General features: G+C 42.1%; 22 protein-coding genes. 6 read left to right on the forward strand and 16 right to left on the reverse strand.

Annotated features, from left to right (window positions below):
* The first annotated feature begins 314 nt into the window (after positions 1-314).
* Complete coding sequence (locus L6773_RS14695) at positions 315-1,142, forward strand: universal stress protein (RefSeq protein WP_237855199.1); 828 nt, start codon at positions 315-317, stop codon at positions 1,140-1,142.
* Positions 1,143-1,252: 110 nt separating this feature from the next.
* Here L6773_RS14695 and L6773_RS14700 read toward each other — a convergent pair whose 3' ends face one another.
* Positions 1,253-1,780, reverse strand: coding sequence for a ferritin (locus tag L6773_RS14700; RefSeq protein WP_237855200.1), 528 nt, complete (start codon positions 1,778-1,780; stop codon positions 1,253-1,255).
* 93 nt (positions 1,781-1,873) lie between these two features.
* Positions 1,874-2,908 carry an aldo/keto reductase gene (locus L6773_RS14705; protein WP_237855201.1) on the reverse strand — a complete coding sequence of 345 codons (1,035 nt, stop codon included), beginning with the start codon at positions 2,906-2,908 and terminating at the stop codon, positions 1,874-1,876.
* A gap of 538 nt (positions 2,909-3,446) precedes the next feature.
* Between L6773_RS14705 and L6773_RS14710 the strand changes: the two genes are divergently transcribed.
* Positions 3,447-4,601 carry an RtcB family protein gene (locus tag L6773_RS14710; RefSeq protein ID WP_237855202.1) on the forward strand — a complete coding sequence of 385 codons (1,155 nt, stop codon included), beginning with the start codon at positions 3,447-3,449 and terminating at the stop codon, positions 4,599-4,601.
* 665 nt (positions 4,602-5,266) lie between these two features.
* Here L6773_RS14710 and L6773_RS14715 read toward each other — a convergent pair.
* Together L6773_RS14715 and L6773_RS14720 are read right to left on the reverse strand one after the other, a co-directional pair.
* Positions 5,267-8,188, reverse strand: a complete 2,922-nt coding sequence (locus tag L6773_RS14715; RefSeq protein ID WP_237855203.1) for a glycoside hydrolase family 9 protein — start codon at positions 8,186-8,188, stop codon at positions 5,267-5,269.
* 348 nt (positions 8,189-8,536) lie between these two features.
* Positions 8,537-9,436 (reverse strand): sugar phosphate isomerase/epimerase family protein, encoded by a 900-nt coding sequence (locus tag L6773_RS14720; RefSeq protein ID WP_237855204.1) that lies wholly within the window; start codon positions 9,434-9,436, stop codon positions 8,537-8,539.
* Between the two features lie 655 nt (positions 9,437-10,091).
* Between L6773_RS14720 and L6773_RS14725 the strand changes: the two genes are divergently transcribed.
* The 3 genes from L6773_RS14725 (at position 10,092) to L6773_RS21940 (ending at position 11,228) form a co-directional block, all read left to right on the forward strand.
* Positions 10,092-10,895 carry an aldo/keto reductase gene (locus L6773_RS14725; RefSeq protein WP_369431580.1) on the forward strand — a complete coding sequence of 268 codons (804 nt, stop codon included), beginning with the start codon at positions 10,092-10,094 and terminating at the stop codon, positions 10,893-10,895.
* A 196-nt stretch (positions 10,896-11,091) separates the two neighbouring features.
* Entirely contained in the window at positions 11,092-11,178 is an 87-nt protein-coding gene (locus tag L6773_RS21935) for a hypothetical protein (RefSeq protein WP_439653431.1), read from the forward strand.
* Positions 11,157-11,228 (forward strand): DUF433 domain-containing protein, encoded by a 72-nt coding sequence (locus L6773_RS21940; RefSeq protein WP_439653432.1) that lies wholly within the window; start codon positions 11,157-11,159, stop codon positions 11,226-11,228. Before L6773_RS21935 ends, L6773_RS21940 begins: the two co-directional genes overlap by 22 nt.
* Before the next feature lie 32 nt (positions 11,229-11,260).
* On the opposite strand, the gene L6773_RS14730 is transcribed toward L6773_RS21940, so the two are convergent.
* From L6773_RS14730 to L6773_RS14750, 5 genes are all read right to left on the reverse strand, one after another.
* Positions 11,261-11,665 carry a putative toxin-antitoxin system toxin component, PIN family gene (locus L6773_RS14730; RefSeq protein ID WP_237855205.1) on the reverse strand — a complete coding sequence of 135 codons (405 nt, stop codon included), beginning with the start codon at positions 11,663-11,665 and terminating at the stop codon, positions 11,261-11,263.
* 2 nt (positions 11,666-11,667) lie between these two features.
* Positions 11,668-11,880: a hypothetical protein gene (locus L6773_RS14735; protein ID WP_237855206.1), complete on the reverse strand. Its 213-nt coding sequence runs from the start codon at positions 11,878-11,880 to the stop codon at positions 11,668-11,670.
* A 184-nt stretch (positions 11,881-12,064) separates the two neighbouring features.
* The gene (locus L6773_RS14740) at positions 12,065-13,780 is read right to left on the reverse strand and encodes a GMC oxidoreductase (RefSeq protein ID WP_237855207.1); all 1,716 of its coding nucleotides are present in this window, start codon (positions 13,778-13,780) and stop codon (positions 12,065-12,067) included.
* A 4-nt stretch (positions 13,781-13,784) separates the two neighbouring features.
* Positions 13,785-14,306 carry a gluconate 2-dehydrogenase subunit 3 family protein gene (locus L6773_RS14745; protein ID WP_237855208.1) on the reverse strand — a complete coding sequence of 174 codons (522 nt, stop codon included), beginning with the start codon at positions 14,304-14,306 and terminating at the stop codon, positions 13,785-13,787.
* 190 nt (positions 14,307-14,496) lie between these two features.
* A complete protein-coding gene (locus L6773_RS14750) occupies positions 14,497-15,363 on the reverse strand; it encodes a hypothetical protein (RefSeq protein WP_237855209.1) in 867 nt (288 codons plus the stop codon).
* Between the two features lie 177 nt (positions 15,364-15,540).
* Here L6773_RS14750 and L6773_RS14755 point away from each other — a divergent pair, with 177 nt between their 5' ends.
* The gene (locus tag L6773_RS14755) at positions 15,541-16,557 is read left to right on the forward strand and encodes an LLM class flavin-dependent oxidoreductase (protein WP_237855210.1); all 1,017 of its coding nucleotides are present in this window, start codon (positions 15,541-15,543) and stop codon (positions 16,555-16,557) included.
* Between the two features lie 129 nt (positions 16,558-16,686).
* Here the strand turns inward: L6773_RS14755 and L6773_RS14760 are convergent, their stop codons facing one another.
* From L6773_RS14760 to L6773_RS14790, 7 genes are all read right to left on the reverse strand, one after another.
* Entirely contained in the window at positions 16,687-20,031 is a 3,345-nt protein-coding gene (locus L6773_RS14760) for an efflux RND transporter permease subunit (RefSeq protein WP_237855211.1), read from the reverse strand.
* 24 nt (positions 20,032-20,055) lie between these two features.
* Positions 20,056-21,099: an efflux RND transporter periplasmic adaptor subunit gene (locus L6773_RS14765; RefSeq protein ID WP_237855212.1), complete on the reverse strand. Its 1,044-nt coding sequence runs from the start codon at positions 21,097-21,099 to the stop codon at positions 20,056-20,058.
* Positions 21,100-21,115: 16 nt separating this feature from the next.
* Positions 21,116-22,681, reverse strand: coding sequence for a TolC family protein (locus tag L6773_RS14770; RefSeq protein WP_237855213.1), 1,566 nt, complete (start codon positions 22,679-22,681; stop codon positions 21,116-21,118).
* Positions 22,682-22,692: 11 nt separating this feature from the next.
* Positions 22,693-23,343, reverse strand: a complete 651-nt coding sequence (locus L6773_RS14775) for a TetR/AcrR family transcriptional regulator (RefSeq protein WP_237855214.1) — start codon at positions 23,341-23,343, stop codon at positions 22,693-22,695.
* 268 nt (positions 23,344-23,611) lie between these two features.
* Positions 23,612-24,070: a GbsR/MarR family transcriptional regulator gene (locus L6773_RS14780; RefSeq protein WP_237855215.1), complete on the reverse strand. Its 459-nt coding sequence runs from the start codon at positions 24,068-24,070 to the stop codon at positions 23,612-23,614.
* Between the two features lie 226 nt (positions 24,071-24,296).
* Complete coding sequence (locus tag L6773_RS14785) at positions 24,297-24,668, reverse strand: DUF2784 domain-containing protein (RefSeq protein ID WP_237855216.1); 372 nt, start codon at positions 24,666-24,668, stop codon at positions 24,297-24,299.
* Positions 24,669-25,186: 518 nt separating this feature from the next.
* Positions 25,187-25,990, reverse strand: coding sequence for a putative nucleotide-diphospho-sugar transferase (locus L6773_RS14790; RefSeq protein ID WP_237855217.1), 804 nt, complete (start codon positions 25,988-25,990; stop codon positions 25,187-25,189).
* Positions 25,991-26,136 lie beyond the last annotated feature (146 nt).

Here is a 26,136-nt window from a genome sequence, read left to right on the forward strand (position 1 = left end):
CGATTGAAAAGAGCGAAACCCGGGGTTACGTGATAAAGTCAACAAATCCCCGAGGCAATGAATCTTGTAAAAGCTTTATGTGATGTCGAGGGGTAGTGCAATGAAATTGTAATGATTTCAGTCAGAGCAAAATGTGAATCTCCAGGTTCTGCATTCCAAAGAAGGACAATTCAAACAATTAAAAACCAAGAGATAGAGTGGGCAAAAAATTGTAAGGATTCATAAAAATTCGGCTCAAATTTTATTAAAAGTTAATCCAAATAACGTTATACAAGCGATATATTTAAATAGAGGGAGAACCAAAAAAATGAGATATGAAACACCTACTGGTACCCACTGACTTTTCCGAGAACGCAGAACACGCGTATCCTTATGCTCTGAATATTGCTGCTAAAACAGGCAGCAGAGTTACGTTCTGGCTGACCGTCGAAGAACCTTTTGATTTTGCAACTCGAGTAGAAGAAAAGATGAAGGGAATTCGGGAGTATGCTCAAACAAAGTTTGAAAAAATGATTTCCGAATTTAACAAAATGGATGAATATTCCGCGTTAGAGATTGACTACAAAGTTGTAAAAGGAAATACGCTAAGCGGTATTCTAAAGGGTATTCATAAAATAAAACCCGATTGGGTAATTATGGGAACTAAAGGGTCCACCGGGCTCAAAAAGATTTTATTTGGAAGCAATGCATCTCGTGTGGTATCTGAATCACCAGTGCCGGTTCTGGTGATCCCAAATGAATCTCATTTTGATGAATTTCAGAAAATTGTATTTACAACAGAATACCAGGAAAACGACCTCGAACTGCTTCATTCAATCGTTGAATTTGCGAAGTTGTGGAATTCAACCATCCGGGTGCTTCATGTTTCACAAGAGAAAAATTTAAAGAGTGCGATCATGCAAAGGGGCTTTCGTGAAATGATTCAGGATCAGATTAACTATAAGAAGCTAGAATTTAACGTGGAATATGCCTCTAACTTTCTTGAAGGTATTGCAGGTTACCAAGTCCCGGGAGGTTGTTCCTTATTAGCCATGGGACGATACGATCTCGATTTTCTGAATCAGATTTTCGACTACAGCGAGACCAAAGCGATGAGCTTCTATTCGCAAACACCGCTATTGGTACTCCCCGCTAACAACTGATTTTAGCCCTGACAGTTTTTGGCGTTTTTAAATCTCAATAGCAGGACAATTTGGACCTTCATCCTGAATCCGACGCTGTCAGGTCCTGCGGACGCTGACAGGTCTCAATATTATTCTGTCTCTTCTCCATTACCATTTTCAGGCAGATCCCCCTGGCGTTGACCCAGTTCTTGGTCAAGCATATATAAACCCGGACCTTTTTCACCCAAAATATTCAGCTTGTCAAGAATTGTTCGGAAGAGATCCTCTTCTTCTACCTGTTCATCTACGTACCATTGTAAAAACTGGTGGGTTGCGTTGTCTTTTGCCTCTTTGGCAGCTTCGACAAGGTTATCGATTTTCCGGGTGTTCTCCTGCTCCAATTCCAGTCCGCGTTCAAAAAGGTTACGGATGGAGTCAAACTCGCTATCGGGTTTAGCAATAGCAGGTGCTACAGCATGACCATCGCGATCATTGATATAGTGAAAAATTTTCATGGCGTGGAACTGTTCCTCTTTCGACTGTTCCAGGAAGAAATTTGCGGTACCGTGAAAACCGTTTACTTCAGCCCAGGAGGACATTGCCAGATACCAGTTTCCGGCTTCAAATTCATGCTGAACCTGGTCATTCAGTAGGGATTCAATTTTCTCTAATAGCATATTTACCTCTCAAATTTTTAAAGATCATATTTAACACAAAGATACAACAGAATAAAGAAAACATCAGTATTCAGAACTTTTTAAAGACTGTCTTTATTCATTAGCGTTTGGAATCCGGTTTGAGCCTTGTCGGTCGACCATCCAGAAAGGATAACGTTTCGTGGTAGAAGAAACTTCATCCAACTCCTTTAATTCATCATCACTTAAATCAAGTTCAACAGAACGGATGTTTGATGATAGTTGATCCATATTTTTTGCGCCGATGATTGTACTCGTAACTCCTGATTGCAGGCGAACCCAGGCAAGAGCAACTTCAGCAACGGATGCATCGTGGTTATCGGCAATTTCCTCCATCACATCTACAATATCATAGGCTTGTTCTTTATCGATGGGAGGGAAGTCGAATTCGTCACGGCGTGAGCCATCTCCGGCTTTCTCGTTATCACGAGTGTATTTACCCGAAAGAAAGCCGCCGGCGAGAGGACTCCAGGGCATGAATCCAAGTTGTTCGGATTGACTCAATGGGATGAGGGAATCTTCCACGTCGCGAGAGGAGAGAGAGTAGAAGTACTGCATCGCCTTGAATTCATGCCAGCCTTCCTGCCGTGCTATTCCAAGAGCTTTCATCACCATCCAGGCCGGCCAGTTGCACACACCGATATATCGCACTTTTCCGCTTTCAACAATATCATTCAATCCACGCATAATTTCCCGAACAGGCGTAACAGGATCGACTCCATGAACATAGAGAAGGTCGATGTGATCCAGTTGTAATCGTTTCAAACTTTTCTCTACGGAGTTGAAGATATGATATCGCGAGAGTCCCTGGTTGTTAGGCTGTTCACCCATTTTTCCGCGAAGCTTGGTGGCAATCACAAGTTCATCACGGTTTAGTTCTAAATTCTTGATGCTGTTACCCAGTATTGTCTCAGATTGGCCAAATGAGTATATGTTTGCTGTATCAATAAAATTAATTCCCGAATCCACTGATTTTTGAACTAGTGCATCTGCTTCCCCCTGTTCCTGCTGACCGATTGCTTCCCACATTCCTTCACCACCAAATGTCATGGTACCAAAGCAAAGTTCTGAGACGAGCAGTCCTGTATCACCTAATAAATTGTATTTCATTTTGTTTTCTCTTTTATGATTGATTGGTTATTTCTAAAAAAACATTTGGATTCCTGATTTTGTTCAGATTGTTTGTTTTTTTGGTTTCAGGATCAATTAGTCTCAATCAGAAATACTGTTAAATGTTTATTAAGATAGATTAGAAGATCGCTCTTTAATTTAGAAAGTACGAATTTCCATAATCAGACCATTTTAACCTTATTATTGTTGGTGCAGGAGCCGCCGGTATTTTCATTGCAAAACAGTTCATCAAGAAATCTTTTCAAATTCTTTTAATAGAGACTGGGTATTTTGTACGTAGACGGGAAACCCAGGATCTCTACAAAGGAGGGGTGGAGAAAAATTTGCCGGGTTCAAACGATCAGTTACATCGCAGTCGTTTGTGAGATTTAATGATGATTTTTTGATCCATTGTTTTTCACGAGCTGAATTTAATTTATCCGGGAAGAGTATCAAGAAATCATTTAATTTCTAATTACGTTTTGTTTGTAGTGCTCAACAGCAACTGCGATTAAATGATTTTAAAAATTAAAGAGTGATGGAACAGGTTATTTCTTCAGAGCGACTTCCAATTAAGCTTTGGCTGGAGGATTTGGAAGAAGGTGCGCTTCAACAAGCCAAAAATTTGGCAAATTTGCCGTTCGCTTTCAAGCATATTGCCATCATGCCCGATTCTCATCAAGGTTATGGTATGCCGATTGGAGGAGTTCTGGCAACAGAGGATGCCATCATTCCAAACGCCGTGGGCGTGGATATTGGCTGCGGAATGTGCTCGCTGAGGACAGATCGCAAAGAAATTGATCGTGATGATCTGAAATCGATCATGAGTATTATCCGAAAAACGGTTCCGGTTGGGTTTAATCACCATGATCAGCAACAGGATGAAAAATGGATGCCGGAATTGAATGGAAATTTGGAGATTGTTGAGCAGGAGTATGAAAGTGCACAAAGCCAGGTGGGCACACTCGGAGGTGGCAACCACTTTATTGAAATTCAGAAAGGTTCGGATGGATATGTTTGGATTATGATTCACTCCGGTTCGAGAAATATTGGATATACAGTCGCTAAACATTACAACCAAAAGGCGAAAGAGCTAAACGAGAAATGGAAAAGTGAAACACGCACGGATCTCGCATTTTTCCCAAGGGATACAAAGGAGTTCGATGACTATATCCGGGAGATGGACTACTGTATTGAGTTTGCCCTGAACAACCGAAAATTGATGATGGAAAGGGTTCAAAATGCTATTACGGATGTATTGGGTGAAGTGGATTTTTCTGATTTCATCAATAAACCACACAATTTTGCTTCCCTAGAAAATCATTTTGGAAAAAATTTACTTATTCACCGAAAAGGTGCAACCCGTGCAAGAGAAGGCGAGTTGGGAATGATTCCGGGATCTCAGGGATCGAGTTCATTTATCGTGAGAGGAAAGGGAAACAGGGACGCCTTTGAATCCTGTTCGCATGGTGCCGGCCGGGTGATGAGCCGAAATCAAGCGAAGAAAACACTGAGTGTTGAGGAGGAGTCGAAACCACTGGAGGAACGTGGAATTTTACATGCAATTCGTCATAAAAGTGACCTCGATGAAGCCCCCGGATCGTACAAAGACATCCAAAAAGTGATGGAGCTGCAGAAAGACCTGATCGAAATCGTCATTGAGCTGGAGCCTTTAGCAGTTGTGAAAGGGTAGGGTGTTCCAAAACCCAAATGACAATGATAAAAACAGGATACTTAATCCATCATCTATTCATCGAACCACAATAGCACGGCGAAGATCACAAAGATTATTTCTTAGTGACCGTTGTGATCTTCTTAGCGTCGTCGTGGTTAAAAGCCTTAATTTAGTGATTCACCCAAACTGGCGTGAGTGTTAAGCGAAGCGTCACTCGTGCCACCTTCCCATTTAGAAAAAGAAGGCACAAGTGACATCCTTGATCTGCTGTTGGTATAATGATTTTTCCAGCAAGACAAATCCCAGATTATCTCAATTTATGCTTTGAAATACCGGATATAACACTTTGCGCCAGTTTTCTGGGACCCACCCTAAATCCCTCCCTATGGCGAAAAGCACGCCAGAAGCAGGGACTTTATTTTTAAATCTCGTATAGATCCTTATCCAATACTGGCGAGTGTTAAGCGAAGTGTCACTCGTGCCACCTTCAGATTAAAAAAAGAAGGTGCAAGTGATATCCTCGACCTGTTATTGTTGTCATAAAGATTTTCCAGCAAGACAACTCCCGGATGATCTCAATTTATGCTTTGAAATACAGTATTTAACACAACCGCCAGTTTTTTTTGGGTTTTTGTAAATAGCGAGAGACTCTTACTTAATGAGATGTGTGATTTAGAACATCTCTATTCGTTTCGAATGAAGGATCCAACCACTTCCTTGCGCAGCGAAATGTTTCCATTAGGAATCACCACAGCAACCCACGGTGCATCCGCTGAAAGTATTTGGGCATTCCACTCGATGCTGCTGCCGTTATTGGATGTAAGTGTGAGCTCCTTTTCGGGTTGGTTGACATCGAGGTTGTCAGAACGGAGAGTAAATGTGTGAGTGCCTTCGCCGGTAGCTGTTAGTTTGATTGTCACCGCACCTTTTTCCGTGGTTTCTTTTTCCAGTGTAAAATCGAGGGAGTGATTCTTTCTTAAATCCAGTTGAGATCTGCTTCCGGTAAGTGCCGTGAAGCTCGTTTGTTTGTCATGAGCTCTTGCCAGGTATTCACCTTCGGGAATAAATGATCGGAATGAGCCATCGTTATCCACGTCGATTGTGAGAGTGCGTCCGGTAGCTTTTTCTTCTATTTCTACTTGATGAGCAGAGCTCGGAGTAACCCGACCTTCAACAATTGCAGGTCCTGAAAGTTCCTCCATCAGCCATAACCATCGGCTTGTTGAATGGGTCCAGACTTCCTTGTAAACATACATGTTCTGAGGAGGCCAATATGGAACATCAGTAATATCATAGCTTTTCATGCCAACGGGTAGCGATCCAACAAAATCGCCTGATGAAACACTGTAAATCTGCGACCAGTCATACCCTTCACCGTACATGGTACTGGAGGCAAAAGGATTTCGTCCGACAATCCACTGGGCTTGCTTTTGTGCTAGATTGGCGGCATCCAAATTTCGTCTTGTATGCGCTGCAATTGCCAGGGCTTTAGCTTGCGATAGTAGTACTCCATAGTTCCCACGGCGCGAAAACCACACTGGAAATTTTCTTAGATAATATCCGTCTCCCATGGGTAATCCCTGCAGCACCTGATCACGAAAACCTTCACGCGATGCCTGATGCCTGGCGGCTTGTTCCGGGAAATGTATGTAGTCTGATTCATGGTAGACATAGGCAGGAAGGACCCCATAAGGCTCCGTAATTTGTGAGCTTGTTTTTTGATATTCTGAGTATAAAGCAATTACAGCATACCAATCCATCCAATTTTCATGAAATGGAAAGGTAGACACAAGTTTTGCCATGGCAAGAATAGGGGCCTGGTCATTACCGTGATGAAACTGGTAAAAGTGATCCTCTTTGTCAGGCCCTGTGTAGAAAAACCCTGCTAAAGGAAATTCTGGCCCAACAAAACGTTTCTGTTGGGAGTCCACAATAATCTGCCCCAGTTCAGTGGCTTTGTCGGCATATTTTTTCTTTCCTGAAGCTTTGTAGAGTTCGATTGAAGCCAGGATACCAATTCCAGCCAATTCAAGGGGAGTGGTCGAATAAGCCGGTGTGCTCCAAGTTTCGGGACCGGCAGTTCCGTTAATGGCATACTGCCAGTCATCTTCAGCAATTCTAAGGCTTTTTGCTGCTAACTGAGGATCAATGTGTTTCAAAACTCGGGAAGCGATCGCCGCTGCCGAAGCTGCTATGTAGTTCACATTTGGATTGTTTAGTGCTTCCCTGGTTCGGTCGTCTTCATCGCCAATGATACCATTTGTCCACAAGTTATTGCTTGCAAAACCGATTCTAAAGCCCCCTTCAAAACGGACCTTAAGTATCCAATGAAGCCCCCATTTTGCTTCATCGAGAACTCTTTCTAAAAGTTCTGGGTCATATTTTCGTTTTTGAAGTTTCTCGGCCAGAGCAAACATTGAATAAGTTGCTTCACCCGTATTAATCATTCCTTGAGAGAGATCACCGGCATCATGCCAGCCACCATTCATCACAATCTTTTTATTGCCCTGTGTAGCCATCCAGTCCGTGTGACAGACATCGTGTGAGCCTGGAATCTTATATCCGCAGCGTTGACCATAGAAAAAGTTTAGCGTTTTCCAGATTGTTCCTCTCCATACATCTTCATCAATTTTAAATGGCTGCGTACGGGTATTTCCAGCCTGAATGATATAAGTCCCTGATTTCCGTACTTCGGAGAAATCCATAAGCTGGTACTCTCCGAGTTTTGTTGTAACAGTTTCAATGGGTGCGTCTAAGACCAATTCCGGTAATGCATTATTATCCAAGCGTATCAGCTGAAAATTATTAGCGGAAAGATCACTTGCAAGTGCACTTTTTGAAGCCCCAACCTGGTATCCCGTGTGGCTGTATGATATCTTTCCCGGAGCAACATCCCAACCTTTGTAATGATCCGGTTCAACCCGCTGCAGTTCAATCTGACCCATTTCAAAAGATATTCTGTCATCCGGTGCAGCAAGCATTTTGTTCACCCAGTAGCCAAATTCAAGGGATGTTACCTTATCTCTTTCTGTGGGGGTTATTTCCCAAACTACCTTTTGCCATTTTTTATTTTGCAGGGTTACGTAATGAATACCTTCTCTGTAATAGGCATCAGGAACTTTAACTTCCCCATCGTTGTGCAATACAATCTGTAGTGGTAGCATCGGGAAACCCTTTACATCTGGCCGAATCCACATGGAAATTCGATTAAAACTGTTCCAATTTTCACCTGGAATTTTTCGAACCAGATTTACGGATGAGAGTCTTCGGGTTGTCGGGGCGGGTTGATCTGAAAACATTTCCATCTCCACCCGCAGGGTGTTCATTCCATCCGGACCGCTGTTTTTTTGAAATGTCAAATCACCCGTTCCGGTCAGAGTCCAGTTACCTGGTTCGGACATATCATCCAACAGTCGGCTGTCAAGAACCTCTTTTTGCAACCAGCGATACTCAGCCGAATTTTCAAACTCGATTGGCATGAGTTCTCCATTTACCTGAGCTCCAACATTATACGGAAGGATTAAAATCGCAGCCCATAACAAACTTGCATGAAAGAAAGAGACTATGAGCGGTGTGTTGAAATGGTAAGGCAGACAGAAGTTCATACGATTATCTATTTTTGGTTGTCACAACTGGCGCGAGTGTTAAGCGAAGCGTCACTCGTGCCACCTTCCCATTTAGAAAAAGAAGGCACAAGTGACATCTTGGATCTGCTGTTGGTATAATGATTTTTCCAGCAAGACAAATCCCGGATGATCTCAATTTATGCTTTGAAATACCGGATATAACACTTTGCGCTTGTTTTTTGGGGGACCCACCCCAACCCCTCTCTATTTCGCCAAAAGAAGCGAAACAAGGAGGGGCTTTTTCTTTTTTATCAATATTAAATTAAGAGTTTTCCCCTTCCTTGTCCGTCAGCCGACGGATAGGGAAGGGGACCGAGGGGATGGGTCTCACGGCATATTCTCAAAATCGTAGACATCTTCCGTTGTGATACTCTTCAAATACTCAATCGTCTCGGGAACCTGGTAAAGTGGATCACTACTTTCGTCTTCGATAAACATGTAATCTATCCCAATCTCATTCGCAGCGCTGATAATATTTGGAATGTTTAGTTCACCGGTTCCGAGAATTACATCGTTATCCGGATCTGTGAGGCCTGTGTGGTCTTTGAGTGTGCCTTTTCGCATATCTTTCAAGTGAAGGGAAACCCATCTGTTTGGATATTTATTGAGAAGAAATTCTGGGTTGGCACCACCAAAATGAGCCCAGAAAACATCCATCTGGAATTTTACATTCTCGGGATCGGTATTTTCAACAATGTAATCGAATAAGGTTCCTTCACCGTGTGGTTGGAACTCGTAACCGTGGGCATGGTACATAAATATAAGCCCGTTTTCAGCCATTACTTCACCTGCTTTGTTGAACACTTCAACCGCTTCACTGGCATTGAGGAAATTGAAGTTACCCACTTCATGATTGATCCAAGCGCACATTACGAATTTGGCACCCAGTTCATTGGCCCGGTCAGCTACAGCTTGTGGGTTGTCCCGAAGTTCACCAAAACCGGCTCCGGTCGAGGCTAATTGCAAATCCCGTTCTTCCAGCATTTGCAGGTAATCTTCAGCGGTTTGGCCTTCGCCCGGTCCGCCTTCAACATATTTAATTCCCATCTCCTGGACTCTGTCGTAGGTTGCTTCCAACCCAATTTCAGGAATCACATTTCGAAAAGTGTACATTTGGATACCAAACTCATCCGTGTACAACGGCTCATCGGAATCCTGGGCTTGAGCGGGTTGAATAGTGAAGAGTAGCGCTAAAAATGTTATGGCAGTAACAATCGTTTTTTTCATGGTCGGTGATGAATTAAAGTTTTAGTATTGTATACTTAGAATGTATTAAATTATTCCCTGTTTTTTAATGAATTGTGTGTTTGTTAATAGGATAGGGCCCATTTTCATCAGCTACTGATGATTGTGGGTCAACTTTTTTTACGTGCCTGATCTCTGAATTTCCCTTCTTGCTTGTCTTATGAGGTGCTGTTTTTAAATCCCGATCAAATATGCTAGATAATCTGAAATAATTATTTCGTTATGCTTCACGGTCACTTCAAAGTAACAAGTAAAGGGCTCGAAAATAACTTTATGAGGTGGATAAATCTCCGGTAGGAACAGGTAAACAGGATTTAATTTCAGATCAAATTAAATAAAGATGTAAATAGAAGTTCATATCCTTAATTTACATGTATTATTAAAACAGTTGTGTAAAAACCGATTATGATATTCCTGATCGGAATGCATCAGGTTTAATCTTCTACCAGAAATTTAACTGTCATAATTTATAAACCGATCAAAAGAGAATTCAATGGATAAAAAGAATCAAAAAAATCGAATAAATCGTCGTGAATTTTTAGAAACCGGCGTAAAGTTTGGTGCTACTGCTTTGTTTATGGGTTTAGGAACTTCAAAGTTATTTGGTGCTGATAATATCAATCAAACAGCAACCTCAATTGAAACCGTTACACTTAACAATGGTGTAAAAATGCCCATCCTTGGTTTCGGAACACTTTACCTTCGTGATGAGCTTGGTGTGAGATCAGTTTCCGAAGCCATTTCACTGGGTTACAGGCTCATTGATACTGCTACAATTTACGGCAATGAAGAAGCTGTGGGAGGCGGGATAAAACGCAGCGGGGTCAACCGGGAAGAGCTCTTTGTAACCTCAAAATTGTGGGTTGACGATTCTGGGTATGAAAGTACGAAAAAAGCATTTGAAACCTCTCTGACCAAACTGGGACTGGATTACCTTGACCTCTATCTTATCCACCGGCCGCGTGGCGATGTTCATGGTACGTGGAGAGCCATGGAAGAGCTGTACAAAGATGGCAAAATCAAAGCGATTGGTGTCAGTAATTTTACACCTGAACAGATCAATGATTTGATAGATAATTTCAGCGTGAAACCGGCGGTTAACCAGATTGAAACGCATGCTTTCTTTTTGCAGGCTGATGAGCTGGAATTCTTAAATGAGCATAACATTCAGCATGAAGCCTGGTCGCCACTGGCACAGGGACGAAACGGATATTTTACGAACCCAACGCTTGCGAAAATAGGTGAAAAATATGGCAAGAGTAATGCACAGGTTGCATTACGTTGGCATTACCAGCGTGGAATTGTTGCGATTCCGAGAACACAACAAAAAGCCCATATGGAAGAGAATCTAAATATCTTTGATTTCGAGCTTGATGAATCAGACATGCAAGCGATTGCCGCATTGGATCTCAATAAAACTCAATTTCCAGAGTGGGAATAAAATCTACGTCAGAAGGATAGTTAGTACGCTGAGGCTATGTGAAGGTCATGCAGGTCCCGTGGGTGAAGAATATATTTTTGGCATGATGAAGCTGACTCCATTTGATACGAAAAAATATTGGAGGACTTGGTTATTAAAAATGAAGCATAACTTTGAAATACCGGATATTTGACACGGAAAGCCAACAATTCGTGGATTGAGATACCCGCTAGACACTATGCTGGATCTGCTGGTGTCGGATATGAGTATTGATAAGAAATACTGTCTGATTATCCGGATTTAAAGAAAGAAAATCTGTTGGCTTGCCTGGAATATGCTGCTCAGACATCATGAACTAAGAAATCCCAAAAGTTAACAACAAAATGTTAGGAATTGATCTCATTAAAGAAATCTGAAATAGTTTCTATTCTTGTATCACCAATCTTTTTTAAAACCAACAGATCGTTATCACCGGTTAGTAGATAATCAGCTTTTCCATCAACAGCCAGCGACAACAAAAAATTATCCTTTGGATCTCGACACTTGGTTATTTCAGACGTTACATTCACAAATTCTGCAACTTCATCAATTGTTTCCAAAAGATAGGCTAAATCTTCATCCGAAATATATTTCTTAAGTTTGGGACGTCCGGCTACAGTTAAAAATTCCTCCAACAGTTCCTGACTGAATAAAAGTTTGGAATCCTTATTAACAAGTAACTCATCCAACTTTTCATAATTGCTACTAATTAAAAAGCTGATCCAAAGATTGGTATCGAGGATGAGACGCATGCTTATTTGTTGTTCCGTTCTGAGCGAACGACTTCCACTTCCTTTGCAATCTCTTCAGGGGTAGGTACATATTCAGATTTGGAGCGCAGTTTTTTTAAAATTTTAGAAAAGTCACTCTTGTCAGATTTGCGAATAGCGATCAAATCTAAATCAGCCAGATCTTTGAGCAATTTTCTGGCTTTTGGATTTAATATGTCTACTTTTACTGTTTCCATGTTTTAATGTACAAAACTTGGCTTTTATTTGGAAAGGGTGGAATAGATCTTGATTAAAGTCGAGTTTAGTCATCATCCTGATACACTTTTGTGTTTCTTACCCATCAAAGGAAGATTGCCCTCTGCCCCGAAAAGTTTGTCGGGAACTCCCTCTCCGAAAATTTTCGGGACAGGCATGAGGATATTACAAATTCCCCTTCTTCAATTCCTCAAACGCATAATTCGCAGCCCGGGCGGTCAATGCCATAAAGGTCAACGTCGGATTTTGGCTTCCTGTGGAGGTCATACAGGCCCCGTCGGTGACGAATACATTTTTGGCGTGATGAAGCTGGTTCCATTTATTTATGAGGGAGGTCTCCGGGTCGTGCCCCATTCGAACACCGCCCATCTCATGAATGTCCGCACCGGGCGGTGAATGGGTATCTTCAACATCAATATTGGTAAAACCGGCTCTCTTAAACATGGCGGTCATTTCTTGAAGATAATCCTCAGTCATGTTATCGTCGTTTTCATCCCATTCGCAAGAAACAATCAACTGCGGAATTCCATATTTATCTGTTTTGTCTTTCGATAACCGAACATGGTTTTTCTCAAGCGGTACGGTTTCACCCATCATCCAGGTACCGATGTGCCAGTTCTCATTAAGTTCAGGATTCAGAATGTTTTCACGCAGTTTATCCCCGATAGTGTCTGTGTTTGTGTTAGATCCACGTCCGGTGCTAACGCCGACTGCATAACCCCGCCGGAAATCAACATCTGATTCCTGCTCGAACACATTTCGGAATCGAGGGATGTATGCATAAGAGGGACGACGGCCTTCAGTTTTCTTATCTTCAAATCCGGGGACCGATGCACTTGCATTCCCACGGTAGTTATGCCAGGCGATATATTTACCAAGCAATCCATTGTCATTTCCGAGTCCGTTCGGAAACCGGTTGGACCTGGAGTTCATCAATATCATATTACTATTCAACGCCGATGCATTCACAAATACAATATTGGCATAAAACTCCATCATCTCTTTGGAGTGCCGGTCGATAACCCGAACACCGGTTACCTTCTCTTTTTCATCATCATAAATAACAGAATGAACGACCGAATCGGGACGCATCGTAAGATTCCCAGTTTTCATCGCCCAGGGAATTGTAGATGCGTTACTGCTGAAATATCCACCGAGATTACAACCGCGGTTACACATGGTTTGATGGAGGCATTTGCTTCGTCCCTGCTGCAGGTGTATCTCCTGTGGATCAGTCAGGTGAGCACATCGTGCGGCAACCAGGTGACGATCATCTCCATAATGTTCTTTTATCTTTTCTTTGAAATAGTGCTCAACAACGTTTAAATCGATGGCAGGTTGAACGATACTGTCCGGCAGTTCCGGAATTCCATCTTTATCTCCGGCAATTCCGGCAAATTTTTCAACATGATCGTACCAGGGTTCAATGTCTCTGTATCGAATGGGCCAGTCTACAGCAAATCCGTCTCGTACCGGGCCTTCAAAATCGAAATTGCTCCAGCGTTGAGTCTGGCGTGCCCAAAGCAGCGATTTGCCACCAACGTGATATCCCCGAAACCATCGAAACGGCTTTTCAGCGATGTAGGGTTGTTCGTCATCTTTGAGTTGCCAGTGCAGTGTTTCCATACGAAGCCTTTTTCCGCTGCCGTAACCGGTTCGTTTGTCGAGCGGTACGGTTCCGCGAAATTCAAATTCCCACGGGGCTTTGGAGGCTGTGGGGTAATCTTCAATATGTTTTACGTCTCGTCCCCGCTCCAACACCAGCGTATTTAAACCATTATCACAAAGTTCTTTGGCCGCCCATCCGCCGGTGGCTCCCGAGCCGATCACAATCGCATCATAGGTTCTCTTTTTCTTCGAAACGATATTGAGGTTTGCCATAATCCTATGCTTCTACATCTACATTTCCATTATAAAAACCCGGAACCAATCTGTACCCGTGGTAATCTTGCATCACAACTTTTGATGTTCGGAATCCACGAATCGTTTCAATTTTTACGAGCTGGAAAAATTCCTGCTCGGATTCATCCTCCGATTCACTGAATGAGAGTAAAATCTGTTCACGCTGCTGTTGAGAGCTATCCATAAAAGACGAATCAAAATCTTTCATCGCGAGGTTATTCATCACATTCAGTTGTCGTTTAATGTTCTCGCGTTTCTCCTTTTCGTAGCACTCATCAAAGAGGCGAACCAGGAATTTGTGGACCTCCTGGGGAATTGCTCCTACATTATTTTTCGCCGGAATGATGGTGTCAGCAACGGAGGCTAAAAGTGCCTGTTCGGTTGAGCTAAAAGTAGAGGATTTGATAGCCACATCACGTGCCGTCCATCCTGATGCCCAAGCGGGAAGTGTGACAAGCCCGGCCGCAGCCAAACCAAGTGTTTTGAGGGCTTCACGTCGTTTCATAAAAAATTTCTGTAGGTTGAGCGAATGAACACTGAGGAAAGTATCATCAAGAGAGATACTGCCATTGTTACTTGTTGAAATAATAAACAGAAACGATGTCTAAAAATCCAACGGGTATTCCCAATCAGCAGTTGGGTCCTATCCTTAAGAAACTCCGGATTATGTTCAAGAGTGGGACTGCAGTTAATTCTCAGGAGAGAAACTGGTAAATCCCATCTGCATGATGTCGATACGTTTTATCTATACCATGGTTCGACACAAGATTCGGTGAAACCCCCACTGTTTTGTTGATGTCCAGGAGTATCGGTTTACCGTCCACTACTACATAATCGAATTTTCCATAATCAAACTTCAGCTCTTTAATTTTTGAAAGGATCTCAGGGTGGGTTTCAATATCATACTCTATCGCAGACGCTGTTTCCCCTTTTACAATCGGGTTAGGACCTTTCAATCGTTTGGGGGTCATATTATCTCCGAGGAAACTGACTGTTCGAACACAGTATTGCTCATTCTCCATTTCCGGTATAAATTTCTGAACAACAACACTGGGATAATAGAATAGGATTTTTGGTACATCCTCGAGATGATCAAAGACTTGATAATCCAGAGATGATCTGAACTTGGGATGGTGCAGGTCAACATTCAGGGAATTGAACATGCTTAGCATTTTCTTTTCGATCTTACCCAAAGCCCCGTTTCTTAAGCGTTCCGGAATTCCTGCACAATTATAATCCGATTTTACAATCACCGGTCCGTCCCAATCTTTAGTTAAATGAAGTAGATCATTATTCAAGGTGGATTTACGGATATCTTTAACATCTCCATTAATGACTCGTGGATACTGTTGAGCAAATTCGAAATAAGAATCCGGAACGACGGTATGATCTATATGCATAAAAATTAGATCGGCGGGAACAAATTGATCTGTTCCGTAAAGGTAGAACACCTCATGACCGTCATTTTCCCAACAAATGGCCATTTTAGAAATGAGAGATGATTTCAGCATAGGCTTTTCATCATTCTCGTGGAGTAGTATGGCAATTCGTTTACTTTTCACTGGATTTTATATTTAAAAAACGAATATTATTAGTCCTTTTTCGAGAAGCTATTCATTTGAAGCACAATGAATTTCAAATGTTTCTTAATAAGAAAATGGATGAAAAAGGCACTATAAAATTTCAATCTTTGTTTGAGGCGTTGAATGAAGATACAAATGATTGGTTAGAATTTTATTATGATTCATATTCCGTATTCCGTTTTAGATCTTGCTGTTGTAACTGAAGGCGATTCCATTCGAGAGGCTATCCAAACCAGCCGGGAATTAGCCGTTCATATAGAAAAATTGGGATATACACGGTTTTGGATGGCTGAACATCACAACATGGAAAATATTGCCAGTTCGGCAACATCCATTTTGTTGGGTTATGTAGCGGAGGCAACGAAAACAATTCGAGTTGGTTCAGGTGGGGTGATGTTGCCAAACCATTCTCCTTTAGTAATTGCCGAGCAGTTTGGCACACTGGCTACGATCTATCCCAACCGGATTGATTTAGGATTGGGGCGAGCACCCGGAACCGATCAGGTTACAGCTAATGCTATTCGCGAAGATAGGATGCGGCAAGTGCAGAAATTTCCAGAAAACATAAAACGTTTGCAAAACTATTTTTCATCTGACAATAGCAGAAATAAAGTCCGCGCTATTCCGGGAGAGGGGACGGAGGTTCCAATTTGGATTTTAGGGTCAAGTACAGACAGCGCCCACCTCGCTGCGAAATTAGGGTTGCCCTATGTTTTTGCCAGTCATTTTGCTCCACAACAAATGGTTCCGGCACTTCGAATTTATCGTGAGCAGTTTGAGCCGTCAAAACAACTTGACGAACCTTTTGTGATGCCTTGTGTAAATATCATTTTAGCTGATACAGATGAGCAGGCGGAATATTTATCTACTTCTATGAAACAGATGATGATGGGCGTTGTAACCGGTGAGCGAAAACCGATGCCTCCACCTGTGGACGATATGAATACTGTATGGAGTATTCACCAGAAGATGGCGGTAGAACAGATGCTTCGATATTCATTTATCGGAAGTCCGGCTACAGTGAAAGCAGAGGTAAAAGGTTTTATTGAAATGACAGGTGCCAAGGAGCTGATGATAGCTTCCTATATCTACGACAAATATGAGAGATTTAAATCGTATAAAATGTTTGCTGATTTGATGAAGGAAGAGATAAATGCGGTTAGTTCAGAATAAAGTTGCCCAATACGGAGGGATTAGGGTGGGTCTTAAAAATAAAAAGGGCACCTCTCATAACTCGATGGGATTTGAGTTACTCAAGATGCCCTCTATCTACCTCATGGGAATAGTTTTTTTAATTTTGTATCAGATGTTCATGAATTTTTCTTTGACCCATACTTTTGTATTTACACCGATGTAGTACATAGATGGTACGAGAAAGAGAGTGAGGAATGTGGCAAATCCAAGACCGTAGATAATCGTCCATGCCAGGGGACCCCAGAAGTCGGCGTTGTCACCTCCGAAGTAGATGTTTGGTTCAAAACTGGCAAACATCCCGTAAAAGTCGATATTCAGTCCAATAGCGAGCGGAATCAAACCAAGAATCGTGGAGGCTGCAGTAAGCAATACCGGGTTTAAACGAATGGCACCTCCTTCGATCACTGCATGTTTCAATGATTTACCTTCACTCCGTAAAATGTCTATATAGTCGATCAGGATAATCCCGTTCTTCACCACAATTCCGGCTACCGCGATGATCCCCATACCGGTTAAAACAACTGAAATATCCATTCCAAAAGTGGCGAAGCCAATAAATACCCCGATCAGACTGAATACAACCTGCGACATAATTATGAGCGGCTTTCCGATTGAGTTGAACTGGGCAACTAAGACAAGAAATATCAGCGCGATGGCTGCTACGAGTGCCACCATCAGGAACTGTCCGGTTTCGGCTTGTTCTTCCTGCTCTCCTGTAAGCGAAATTTCATATCCCTGCGGAACCTCAAAATTTTGCATGGCAGTTCGAATCTGACTGTTAATTTCATTGGCATTGTACCCGGAGAGTACATTTGATGATAATGTGGCAACACGTTCGAGATCAATCCTGTTGATAGCGCCATAACTGTTACTTAATCTTGGGGTAGCTACGGCAGAGATGGGTATATTCCCTGTTGGTGTGGCTACGGTCATATTCATCAGATCTGTGATGTTTGAGCGATCTCTTTCCATCAAACGAAGAGTTACGTCATATTCATCCTCATCCTCCCGGAATGTTGATATCGGCTCACCAAGCAACGCCGTTCGAAGGGTGCTGCCCACCTGGACATTGCTTATTCCATAGCTATTTGCCTTCTCATTATTGATATCAACAATAATTTCCGGATTGTTTACCTGGAGGTCAGACCGAAGCTCCTCAATTCCCTCTATATCCTGATTTTCAATAAAATTCCTGAGGCGGTCCGAAATAGTAATTAATTGATCAAACTCCTCCCCGGTAATTTCGATATTGATTGGTTTGCCGGTAGGGGGACCATTTTGCTCTTGCTCGACGGTTACAGTTGTACCGGGAATATCCTGCACATTGTCACGGATATCGTTCAGAATCTGCTGCGTTGATATACCATTACGATACTGGTAATCCACAAATTCAACTGATACTTTGCTTTTATTGGGTGATGGAGTGGGATCGATACTATTCGGGGGATTTGCGCCAATAGCTACGTTAGAAATAACAGATTTTACAGCCGGGTTATCCCTGCCGATAACCTCATATACCCGATCTTCCAACATTTTTGTAACATTATTAGTCTCGTCCAGATCGGTACCAGACGGCATTTCATTGTAGACATATGCGAAGTTGGGGTCGCTTTCGGGAAAAAACACCACTTTGGGTGAAACTACACCCAGCAGATAGATACTGAATACCAGGAACACGACTGTTGCTCCCAGTGTAAACCAGGGACGTTTTCCAACCAAAATCCACTCAATAGTGTCGTGGTAGACTTGCTGAATTTTGGGAAGCGTTGATTCATTAAATTTTCGAATTAACGGTTTTAGTACAAATCGTTCAAGAATCCAAAGCAGGTAGATGAATATCAGCAGATTGGCCACAAACATACCGCCTGTCAGGTAAAAGATGATTCCCAAAACTGCTACAACTGCAGTAGCTATCCACAGAAAACGGTTATCCTGGTGATTCTTTTCAGTGACGTGATCTCCCTCCTCACTCATAAATGAGACAGCAAATACAGGATTCATGATCAAAGCCACCAGCAAAGAAGCGATAAGTGTCAGGATTAACGTCACCGGCAGGTAGATCATAAAACGACCGATAATACCAGTCCAAAAGAGAAGAGGTACGAAAGGAGCTATCGTGGTGAGTGTTCCGGTTATAACGGGCAAAGCTATTTCACCGGCGGCTTTTTTGGCTGCATCAATCTTATTTAAATTGCTCTGGGTTACATGCCGGTAAATATTTTCTACGATTACAATGGCGTTATCAACCACAATACCAAGTCCTAAAATGAGCGCAAACAGCACTACAATATTGATGGAAAAGTCAATAGGAGGCATCACGGCAAATGCTATCAATGAGGAGAGAGGTATGGCAAGCCCAACAAATATGGCGTTTTGCACACCCATGATGAACATTAGGACCAGTACCACAAAAAAGAACCCGAGAATTACAGTATTGAAAAGGTTCGATACGCTGTCACGGGTATCCTGAGAACGATCTCCCGTAATGGTAATATTTAGGTTTTCGGGAAATTGGGTCTCCTGCAAGTTTTCCACAATAGCTAAACTTGCTTCGGACGTCTCAATCAGATTGCCGCCGCTTTTCTTCTTCACATTTATAGTTATCACCGGCTCGCCATTCAGGCTTGCATAACTTTCGCGGTCGGCAAAATCATCTCTGATTTCGGCGATATCTTTCAGATAAACTTCATCTCCAAGGTTGTTTTGTATGATGAGATTATTCAGGTCTTCCGCCTCTTCAATTTCGCCGTCAATTCGTACCGAGCGTTCCATGGTGCCGATGTCCAGCTGTCCGGCAGAAATTGTCATGTTCTTGCTCTGCACGGCTGATCGTATGTCGTTAAAGGTAATACCTGTTGCCTGCATCTTCTGCAGGTCGACGTTTACCTGGATCTCTCGCTCCAGGGCTCCCACAATTTCAGCTTCATTTACATCAGAAAGGCTTTCGATTCGATCCTGAATTTCATCGGCAAATTTCTTGAGTTCAACCAAATCGAAATTCCCCGAAAGGTTGATGTTCAGAATCGGCTGGTCGTCGAGATTAAAGTCGTTTACCTGTGGCTCTTGGGTCAGTTGAGTCGGCAGCTCTGACCGGGCTGTTTCAACAGCATCGTTCACCTCCTGTTGTGCAACCAGTTTATCTTTACTTGTTAAGAATTCAACGGTTATGATGGATGTAGCCTGTTTAGAAACACTGCTTATTACATCAATTCCGTCTATACCCTGTATCTCCTGTTCTATGGGACGGGTAATAACATTTTCTACATCGGCCGGAGAGGCGCCCGCATAGATGGTTACAACATTAAAAACCGGTATTTCAACTTCCGGGAAAGATTCCTTCGGAAGAGTGATATATGAAAATATCCCGATCATCGTAATTAAAACCGTCAGCAAATAAACTGTCGTACGGTTGTTAATCGCAAGACTCGAAATTTTAAATTCTTTGAAATCCATAACCTGTTTCTCGCTTCAATTCAATTAATTTTCCTGGATGGAGATTGCTGCTCCGTCGGATAGATTTGCATACCCACCCGTCACCAGCAGTTCACCGTCATTTAATCCCTCTTCAATCACCAGGTTGTTTCCGTAATTGTACCCCCGGGTTACCTCCCTGTTTCTGGCTACCCATCCACTTTCTGTGTTTTCAGCTACAAAAACATAGCTTAGGTTATTAGCAATCTGTACGGAATTGACCGGCACTACAATTTGATTGTTAAGTGTGATGTCGTTTATGCTGACTCGCGCCATCATATTGGGGCGAATAGTGCCACTTTCATTCGAAATGTAAATTTCCAGGCCAAATGTTCGGTTTGATGGGTTAATGGCCTTACTCACCACGTCTAACTGTTTCCGTATTGTTTCATCGAGGCTTGGAAAAGTAATTTCAACACTGTCGGTTTGTTCTATTCGTGTGATGTAAGCTTCGGAAACCTGGGCAGTTACTTTGAGAGCATCCGTATTTGTCAACTGAAACGCGGCTATTGTAGGGCTTGCCATTTCACCTACTTTCAGGTCAACCCGATCCACTGTTCCCGAAATTGTAGCCCGGATGGTGTAGTTTTCATATTGCTCCGTAAGTGTATTTAACTGGTTTCTAGCGGATTCGTACTGTGTTTTGGCCTGGAGAAATTCAACTTCTGAGCCGATGTTTTGCTCCCTCAAATTCTGCTGCCGTTTGTACAATGTTTCAGCAAGTTCAAGTTGTGTCTCCACTTCCTGTATCTGGCTGCGGGTAATTTCTCCATCAAGCCGGGCTAAAATGTCACCTTTTTGCACATCATCACCGGCGCGAACAAGGATCTCCTCGACTGTAGCCGTGGTTTTTGGGGTGATCATGATGGTTTTATCCGATTCTACATCGCCCTGAACATTTACATAGTGCCTGAACTCTGAAAGTTTCAGTTCCTGTACATAAACAGGGGTGGTACGTGCATTTTCGTTATCGCCGTTTCCATTTTCGGCTCCATTTCCACAGGCCGAAATCAATAAAAACAGTGCAATTATCGAGATTTGAGGTTTCATTTTTAAGAGGTACATGTTAGTTGAGTTCTATCTTATTTTGAATGTCGTTGACTTGCTGTCCTACAAAAGGTACCAGCCCGAGTGCCTGGTCGTACTGAGCCTTGGCATTCAGATAGCTGAATACGGTCTGCGCGTAACTGTTTTCTGCTTGACGAAGCTGTAGATCGGCGTCGGTTAATTCCTGCTGTGTTCCCACTCCGTTTTGATACCGGGCTTCCGCGCGCTCATACCCGCGTCGGGCCTGCTCCAGTACTTTTTTCTGGGCTTCTAAAGTTTCAAAAGCTTGCTCTATGGATTGTTGAGCTGAGAGAATCTCTTTCTGAGCCGTCCGCCGGGTTTGATTTTCCTGAAGTTCAAGATCCTTCAACTGGATTTTTGTCCTCTGGATGTTGGCATCTCGGCTGAATCCCTGGAAGATGGGGATTTGAAGATTCAGCATAATAGTTTGTGATCGTGCCCGCTGATCTTCGGTTCCAAAAAATTGTGGAGTTCCGGGCTGTGATGCAGTCCACTGTAAATTATAATTAGCCGACAATGAAGGCAGATACTGGCTTTGCTGAGCCTTCAACTGGCGGTCCTGGAGTTGCTGTTGAACATCGAGCACCCGTAAATCGCCTCTCAGGTCAAAAGCCTGGTTGATGATCAGGGAATCTTTCTCAAGCTGAATCGGGACGCTTTTATCAATCTTTTTCAGTGATCTGTTTTCGGGTGATTCAGCGGAGGATGAATAAATATTGAGATTGCTCAAATTGCCCTCGACATCAATCGGGAGATGGAGTGGGAGTCCCAAAATATCAAGCAGTTCACGTTTTGCTGTATCAATTGCAAATTGGGCTGTTGTAAGTTGCGGCTTCAAATTCCCAAGCTGCACTTCGAGCTGCAGAACTGCATAATCATCCACAAATCCCTCTTCAAATCGTATTCTAGTATCTTCAAGAGTTTCTCGGATCCTTTGAATTTGTGCCTGTATCAGTTTTACCTGCTCTTTGGCGATGAGAACCTGGTGATAAGTAACGCGGGTTTGAGTAACAATTCCCTGAGAGGTCGCACGTAGACTTTCCGATTGAGCCGCCTTGTATACCTCTGAACTGCTAATGCCCACAAAAGCTTGACCGCTGAAAATGGTTTGGGATACGGAGAACCCGCCCTGCCAGTTGTTGTCTGTACCAAAGGCAACCGGAACCAATTCATCCTGGTCTGCATCAGGGTTAAAAATTACGGCCGGAATAAAATTCACGGGTACTTCCAGGTTACGGGTGTAATTTGCAGATGCAGCTATATCGGGCATTACATTACTCCATGCAATTCTGACCTGTTCATCAGCATCCCGAATGGAGAGCAGGGCGCGCTTCATCTGCGTATTATTCGCCAGCGCAATTTGGATAGCTTGTTTCAAATTCAGGGTTTGGCTGAGTGTATCGTCCACCTGCCGGGCGGGTTGAGCCTCTGCAGGAGAGGAGAGAGGAAAACCGATTATCAGAATAAGTATCCCACATAATTTCAAAGGATAGAAAAAACGATGATTCATAAAGATCAGAAAGTTTGATTTATAATTTTCGGCTGTTTCATCAATAAAAATCATTGAATTATGGGTTAACCGGCCTGGCTGAATTGAGTTTGTAAGAACTGTTCCATCAAATCGGGTAGATCCATATTTTTTTCATCCAGAATTTGAAGTCCTTTTTTGTTAGAACCTGTTAGACAAAACTGAATCATACCGTTCATTTGAAAACCGATCTGTAGGGCAAGCAGCTTCGGGTCTAATTTAGTATTGATACTCCCGTCCTGGACTCCTATTTGCAGAGAGCGCACAATTAACATCAGCAGTTCATTTTCAAGCTGAATGCAATCTTCTTGAATGGTTCCATCGGTCGCTTCAACCTCCTGTTCACTTTTTTTGCCGTAGAGCATCATAGCTTTGGTGAATGTGGCGTTTTCATGTATCAAATCCAGAAAGGTGATCATCATTTCGTGAACTAATTTTGCGCCGGGTAGGTCTTTCTGTAGAATTTGCAGGAATTGATCGTGCAAATATTTTAGAGCCCGTTTTTTAATGGCTTGGAAAAGCGAAGACTTATCATTGTAATAGAGGTAAAGCGTTCCCTTGCTAAATTCCGCTCGTTCGGCAATCTCTTCCATGGTCGTTTTTTCAAACCCCTTCTCTTCGATAAGAGAGATCGCGGCATTCAAAATGCGATCCTTACGCCGCTTCCGTTCTCGTTCTTTCCGTTCGGTTTTTCCCATAAAAAATAACTCTCAGTCATTAACTGACTGATGATCAGTATAATAATTTCATTAAGTTTAGTAATTAGTAAACAAAATAAACAGAGGAGCGTTTCATTTATTTCTCCCCATTAAATGGAGATTTTGACGGGTGGGCGGAGTGCTGAAAGTTGGCTTAAAGGTTAGAAAAGCGTTTACAATAGTATGGCAACGGAACAGGATCTACAAAACAGAAGTTCTAGTTCCGAAAAATTTTGAACGGAGAGTCACTTTTTGTGCGAGCTGTGAATCAAAGGTTGCTTTCTTTCTTGTAATTCTCAATCAAGCCTTTGGTTTGTTCGGCTAAAAACTGATGAAAATCGTTTGCTTTTTGTAATCGATCTGTCTCAATATTTTTTTCCTCTTTTGCGAATTTAAGTCCTTTTGCTGTGATAGACTCCAGGTCGAGAGTAAGTTGGAGCTGTTTCTCCATAAATTCAATGAGTGAACCTTTTTTTAATTTAAAATAGATTTGCCGTTCACCTTCTAAGCGTACTTTCTCAATCAGTTGGCGTTCCAGTAACATACGGGTGGTGTTACTTACAGAAGCTTTACTGATCCCCAGGTTCTCAGTCAGATCGGAAAAAGATTGGTGAGGTGGTTCACAGATTAAAAGCCAACCAAGAATTTGTCCATAGATTCGGGGATGGCCGAACTCCTCGATTTTCAAGCTAAAATCTTCTACAAACTCTTTTTTATTCTTATACATGAAGCTTCCTATAAATCAATTGAACCAATATCAGTTCGTGAAGTTTACTTTATTTACAAATAATTAAACTAATATCGCTCTTTGTCTTTATCACTTCAACCGCTATCTCAAAGAGTTGTCTGAGTCACTGGATATTTAAAAACTGCAAGCTTAAAACTGCTGTTTACTAACAAGTGCGGTCAAAATGAATGGCTTATTTATTTTATTAGCCGTTTGAGAGTGAATATTAACTCTTTTCACGCCAATCCTGCCAGTTAAACCATACAGAGAGTAGAAATGCTGAAATGCCCACAGCGGCGGTTCCCATATCAATTACAAATGGATCCCAATTCATCCCTGTGAGATAATCCGCATAATACTTGATGTAAGATGTGGGCAGGTTTCGTTCTCCCAACTGTCGCTTAACATCCCAGTGCCAGTCGGTGCAAGGGCAGTATCCCCAACCGTAGATAAGCCCAAGGCCCACCCAGCTAAAAATTGTCAGGCTGATGGTATAGAGATGAATTCGACGAGTTCGTTTCCAGGCCCACCCGAAGATGTTAAAGAGAGTGAGGCTCCCGTGAAAAATGACAAACAGGTAATTTAAGAATAGATACATGATTTTATCTTAACCCGAAAAAACCTCGATTATTTTGTCTTTGATATTTGAAAAATAGCACAAGATTCAGATATGTAATTTGAATATATATTCAATCCTCTATTTAATTATAACGTAAACTAATGAGTGAACAGTCAAAAAAATTTTAAAACAGTGAACTCTGAACAAGGGATTTTTTAATACAGCTCCTTTTGGATCACGAATAGTTTTGCTCCTAATTGATAAGATTAACGTCAGTTCGATACAAATTTATTGAAGATCGTCAATTTAAGCCTGTCCCGAACCGTGCTGTCGTGTGGACATAACTGACCGTTATGGTCTTTAGTTGGATTTTAATCACCAATGGCTTTCAGGAGATTCCTGCGCTGAGGGAGTGATTATAAATGGCAAAAGTTACAAACTTGCGCCAGTACTGAGTCAAAAAAATTTTAAACCAGTGAACTCAGAACAAGGGATTTTTTTATACAGCTTCTTTTGGATCATGAATAGTTTTGCTCCTAATTGACAGGATCAGAAATTTACCGTTTCGTAAAAGAGGTCACCTTCTTAAAGAACAGTTTTAATCTTGTTGCTAAGATTCTTTTTACACTTGCAGAATCTGCAAACTCTTCTAACCGTCCTCTTATAACTCTTCTGGGAGGCCAGGCAGAATTAAATTCATTTATGTTTTTGGGATACGGTAAATGGGAATGCCACAGGAAAACTTTTCCACTTATTAGTTCTCCACGTCCCCTGTAATTAAATGAGGGAGAAAGAGTGTAAGGATTAAGCCCCAACTGTTCCATTGCCATCGAAAGCAGCGGTTGGTCATTGTGATACTTGTGCTTCCTGCCAAGTTCATACCATCTATTAAATACTTCCACAACTTTGTGATTCAATGTGAAAAAGATAACTCCGCTGTTGTACTGCAATTGTCCTTTGTTCGGAATCCTTTCTTTTTTCATAATCTCCGAAAAGTCCCAGAAATCATTCAGGCTGTAAAAAGGGGAGGGGACCATAGCTATAGAGAATTTCTCAGCTTTTTCAAAACCAAGATCAATATTTTCAAGTACGGTAATATCAGTGTCCAAAAAAAGATAAGCCTTGTACCCTTCCGGTATATGATGGATTAATTCAGTTTTTCGAAGCAGTCCGTCATTTTTAAATTCTGTTCTGATGACTTTTGAAAATAGATTATCACTCTCATTGATAGCCGTGGTCGGGTCGGTAATAAGAATAGTATCATGTCTGTGAATTGGAGCACTGTTCTTTATACAGTTTTCTACCTCCTTTATATACCGGTCGCCCCACGCCAAAAAAATTACTGCATATTCAGAACTCATCTATAAAGTATTCTAACACATATGTTTGTTTCTGGAGTCATGCCAATCACTATTACTTACCCATGAAATGAGTTCAAATAGCTAATTCAGACATTCTGCAGATTAATATATCGGTATTATATCAATCAGAATTGATTAGTTTGTCG

It is taken from the genome of Rhodohalobacter sulfatireducens (assembly GCF_022012475.1).
In the GTDB taxonomy this organism is placed as follows: Bacteria; Bacteroidota; Rhodothermia; order Balneolales; family Balneolaceae; genus Rhodohalobacter; species Rhodohalobacter sulfatireducens.

Coding starts and splice junctions, on each gene's coding strand:
- L6773_RS14740 (WP_237855207.1), bottom strand. CDS start 13,780: ATGGCAAACCTCAATATCGTTTCGAAGAAAAAGAGAACCTATGATGCG.
- L6773_RS14780 (WP_237855215.1), bottom strand. CDS start 24,070: ATGTATAAGAATAAAAAAGAGTTTGTAGAAGATTTTAGCTTGAAAATC.
- L6773_RS14715 (WP_237855203.1), bottom strand. CDS start 8,188: ATGAACTTCTGTCTGCCTTACCATTTCAACACACCGCTCATAGTCTCT.
- L6773_RS14695 (WP_237855199.1), top strand. CDS start 315: ATGAAACACCTACTGGTACCCACTGACTTTTCCGAGAACGCAGAACAC.
- L6773_RS14785 (WP_237855216.1), bottom strand. CDS start 24,668: ATGTATCTATTCTTAAATTACCTGTTTGTCATTTTTCACGGGAGCCTC.
- L6773_RS14745 (WP_237855208.1), bottom strand. CDS start 14,306: ATGAAACGACGTGAAGCCCTCAAAACACTTGGTTTGGCTGCGGCCGGG.
- L6773_RS14730 (WP_237855205.1), bottom strand. CDS start 11,665: ATGCGTCTCATCCTCGATACCAATCTTTGGATCAGCTTTTTAATTAGT.
- L6773_RS14760 (WP_237855211.1), bottom strand. CDS start 20,031: ATGGATTTCAAAGAATTTAAAATTTCGAGTCTTGCGATTAACAACCGT.
- L6773_RS14735 (WP_237855206.1), bottom strand. CDS start 11,880: ATGGAAACAGTAAAAGTAGACATATTAAATCCAAAAGCCAGAAAATTG.
- L6773_RS14700 (WP_237855200.1), bottom strand. CDS start 1,780: ATGCTATTAGAGAAAATTGAATCCCTACTGAATGACCAGGTTCAGCAT.
- L6773_RS14775 (WP_237855214.1), bottom strand. CDS start 23,343: ATGGGAAAAACCGAACGGAAAGAACGAGAACGGAAGCGGCGTAAGGAT.
- L6773_RS14790 (WP_237855217.1), bottom strand. CDS start 25,990: ATGAGTTCTGAATATGCAGTAATTTTTTTGGCGTGGGGCGACCGGTAT.
- L6773_RS14710 (WP_237855202.1), top strand. CDS start 3,447: ATGGAACAGGTTATTTCTTCAGAGCGACTTCCAATTAAGCTTTGGCTG.
- L6773_RS14770 (WP_237855213.1), bottom strand. CDS start 22,681: ATGATTTTTATTGATGAAACAGCCGAAAATTATAAATCAAACTTTCTG.
- L6773_RS14755 (WP_237855210.1), top strand. CDS start 15,541: ATGATTCATATTCCGTATTCCGTTTTAGATCTTGCTGTTGTAACTGAA.
- L6773_RS14720 (WP_237855204.1), bottom strand. CDS start 9,436: ATGAAAAAAACGATTGTTACTGCCATAACATTTTTAGCGCTACTCTTC.
- L6773_RS14765 (WP_237855212.1), bottom strand. CDS start 21,099: ATGAAACCTCAAATCTCGATAATTGCACTGTTTTTATTGATTTCGGCC.
- L6773_RS14705 (WP_237855201.1), bottom strand. CDS start 2,908: ATGAAATACAATTTATTAGGTGATACAGGACTGCTCGTCTCAGAACTT.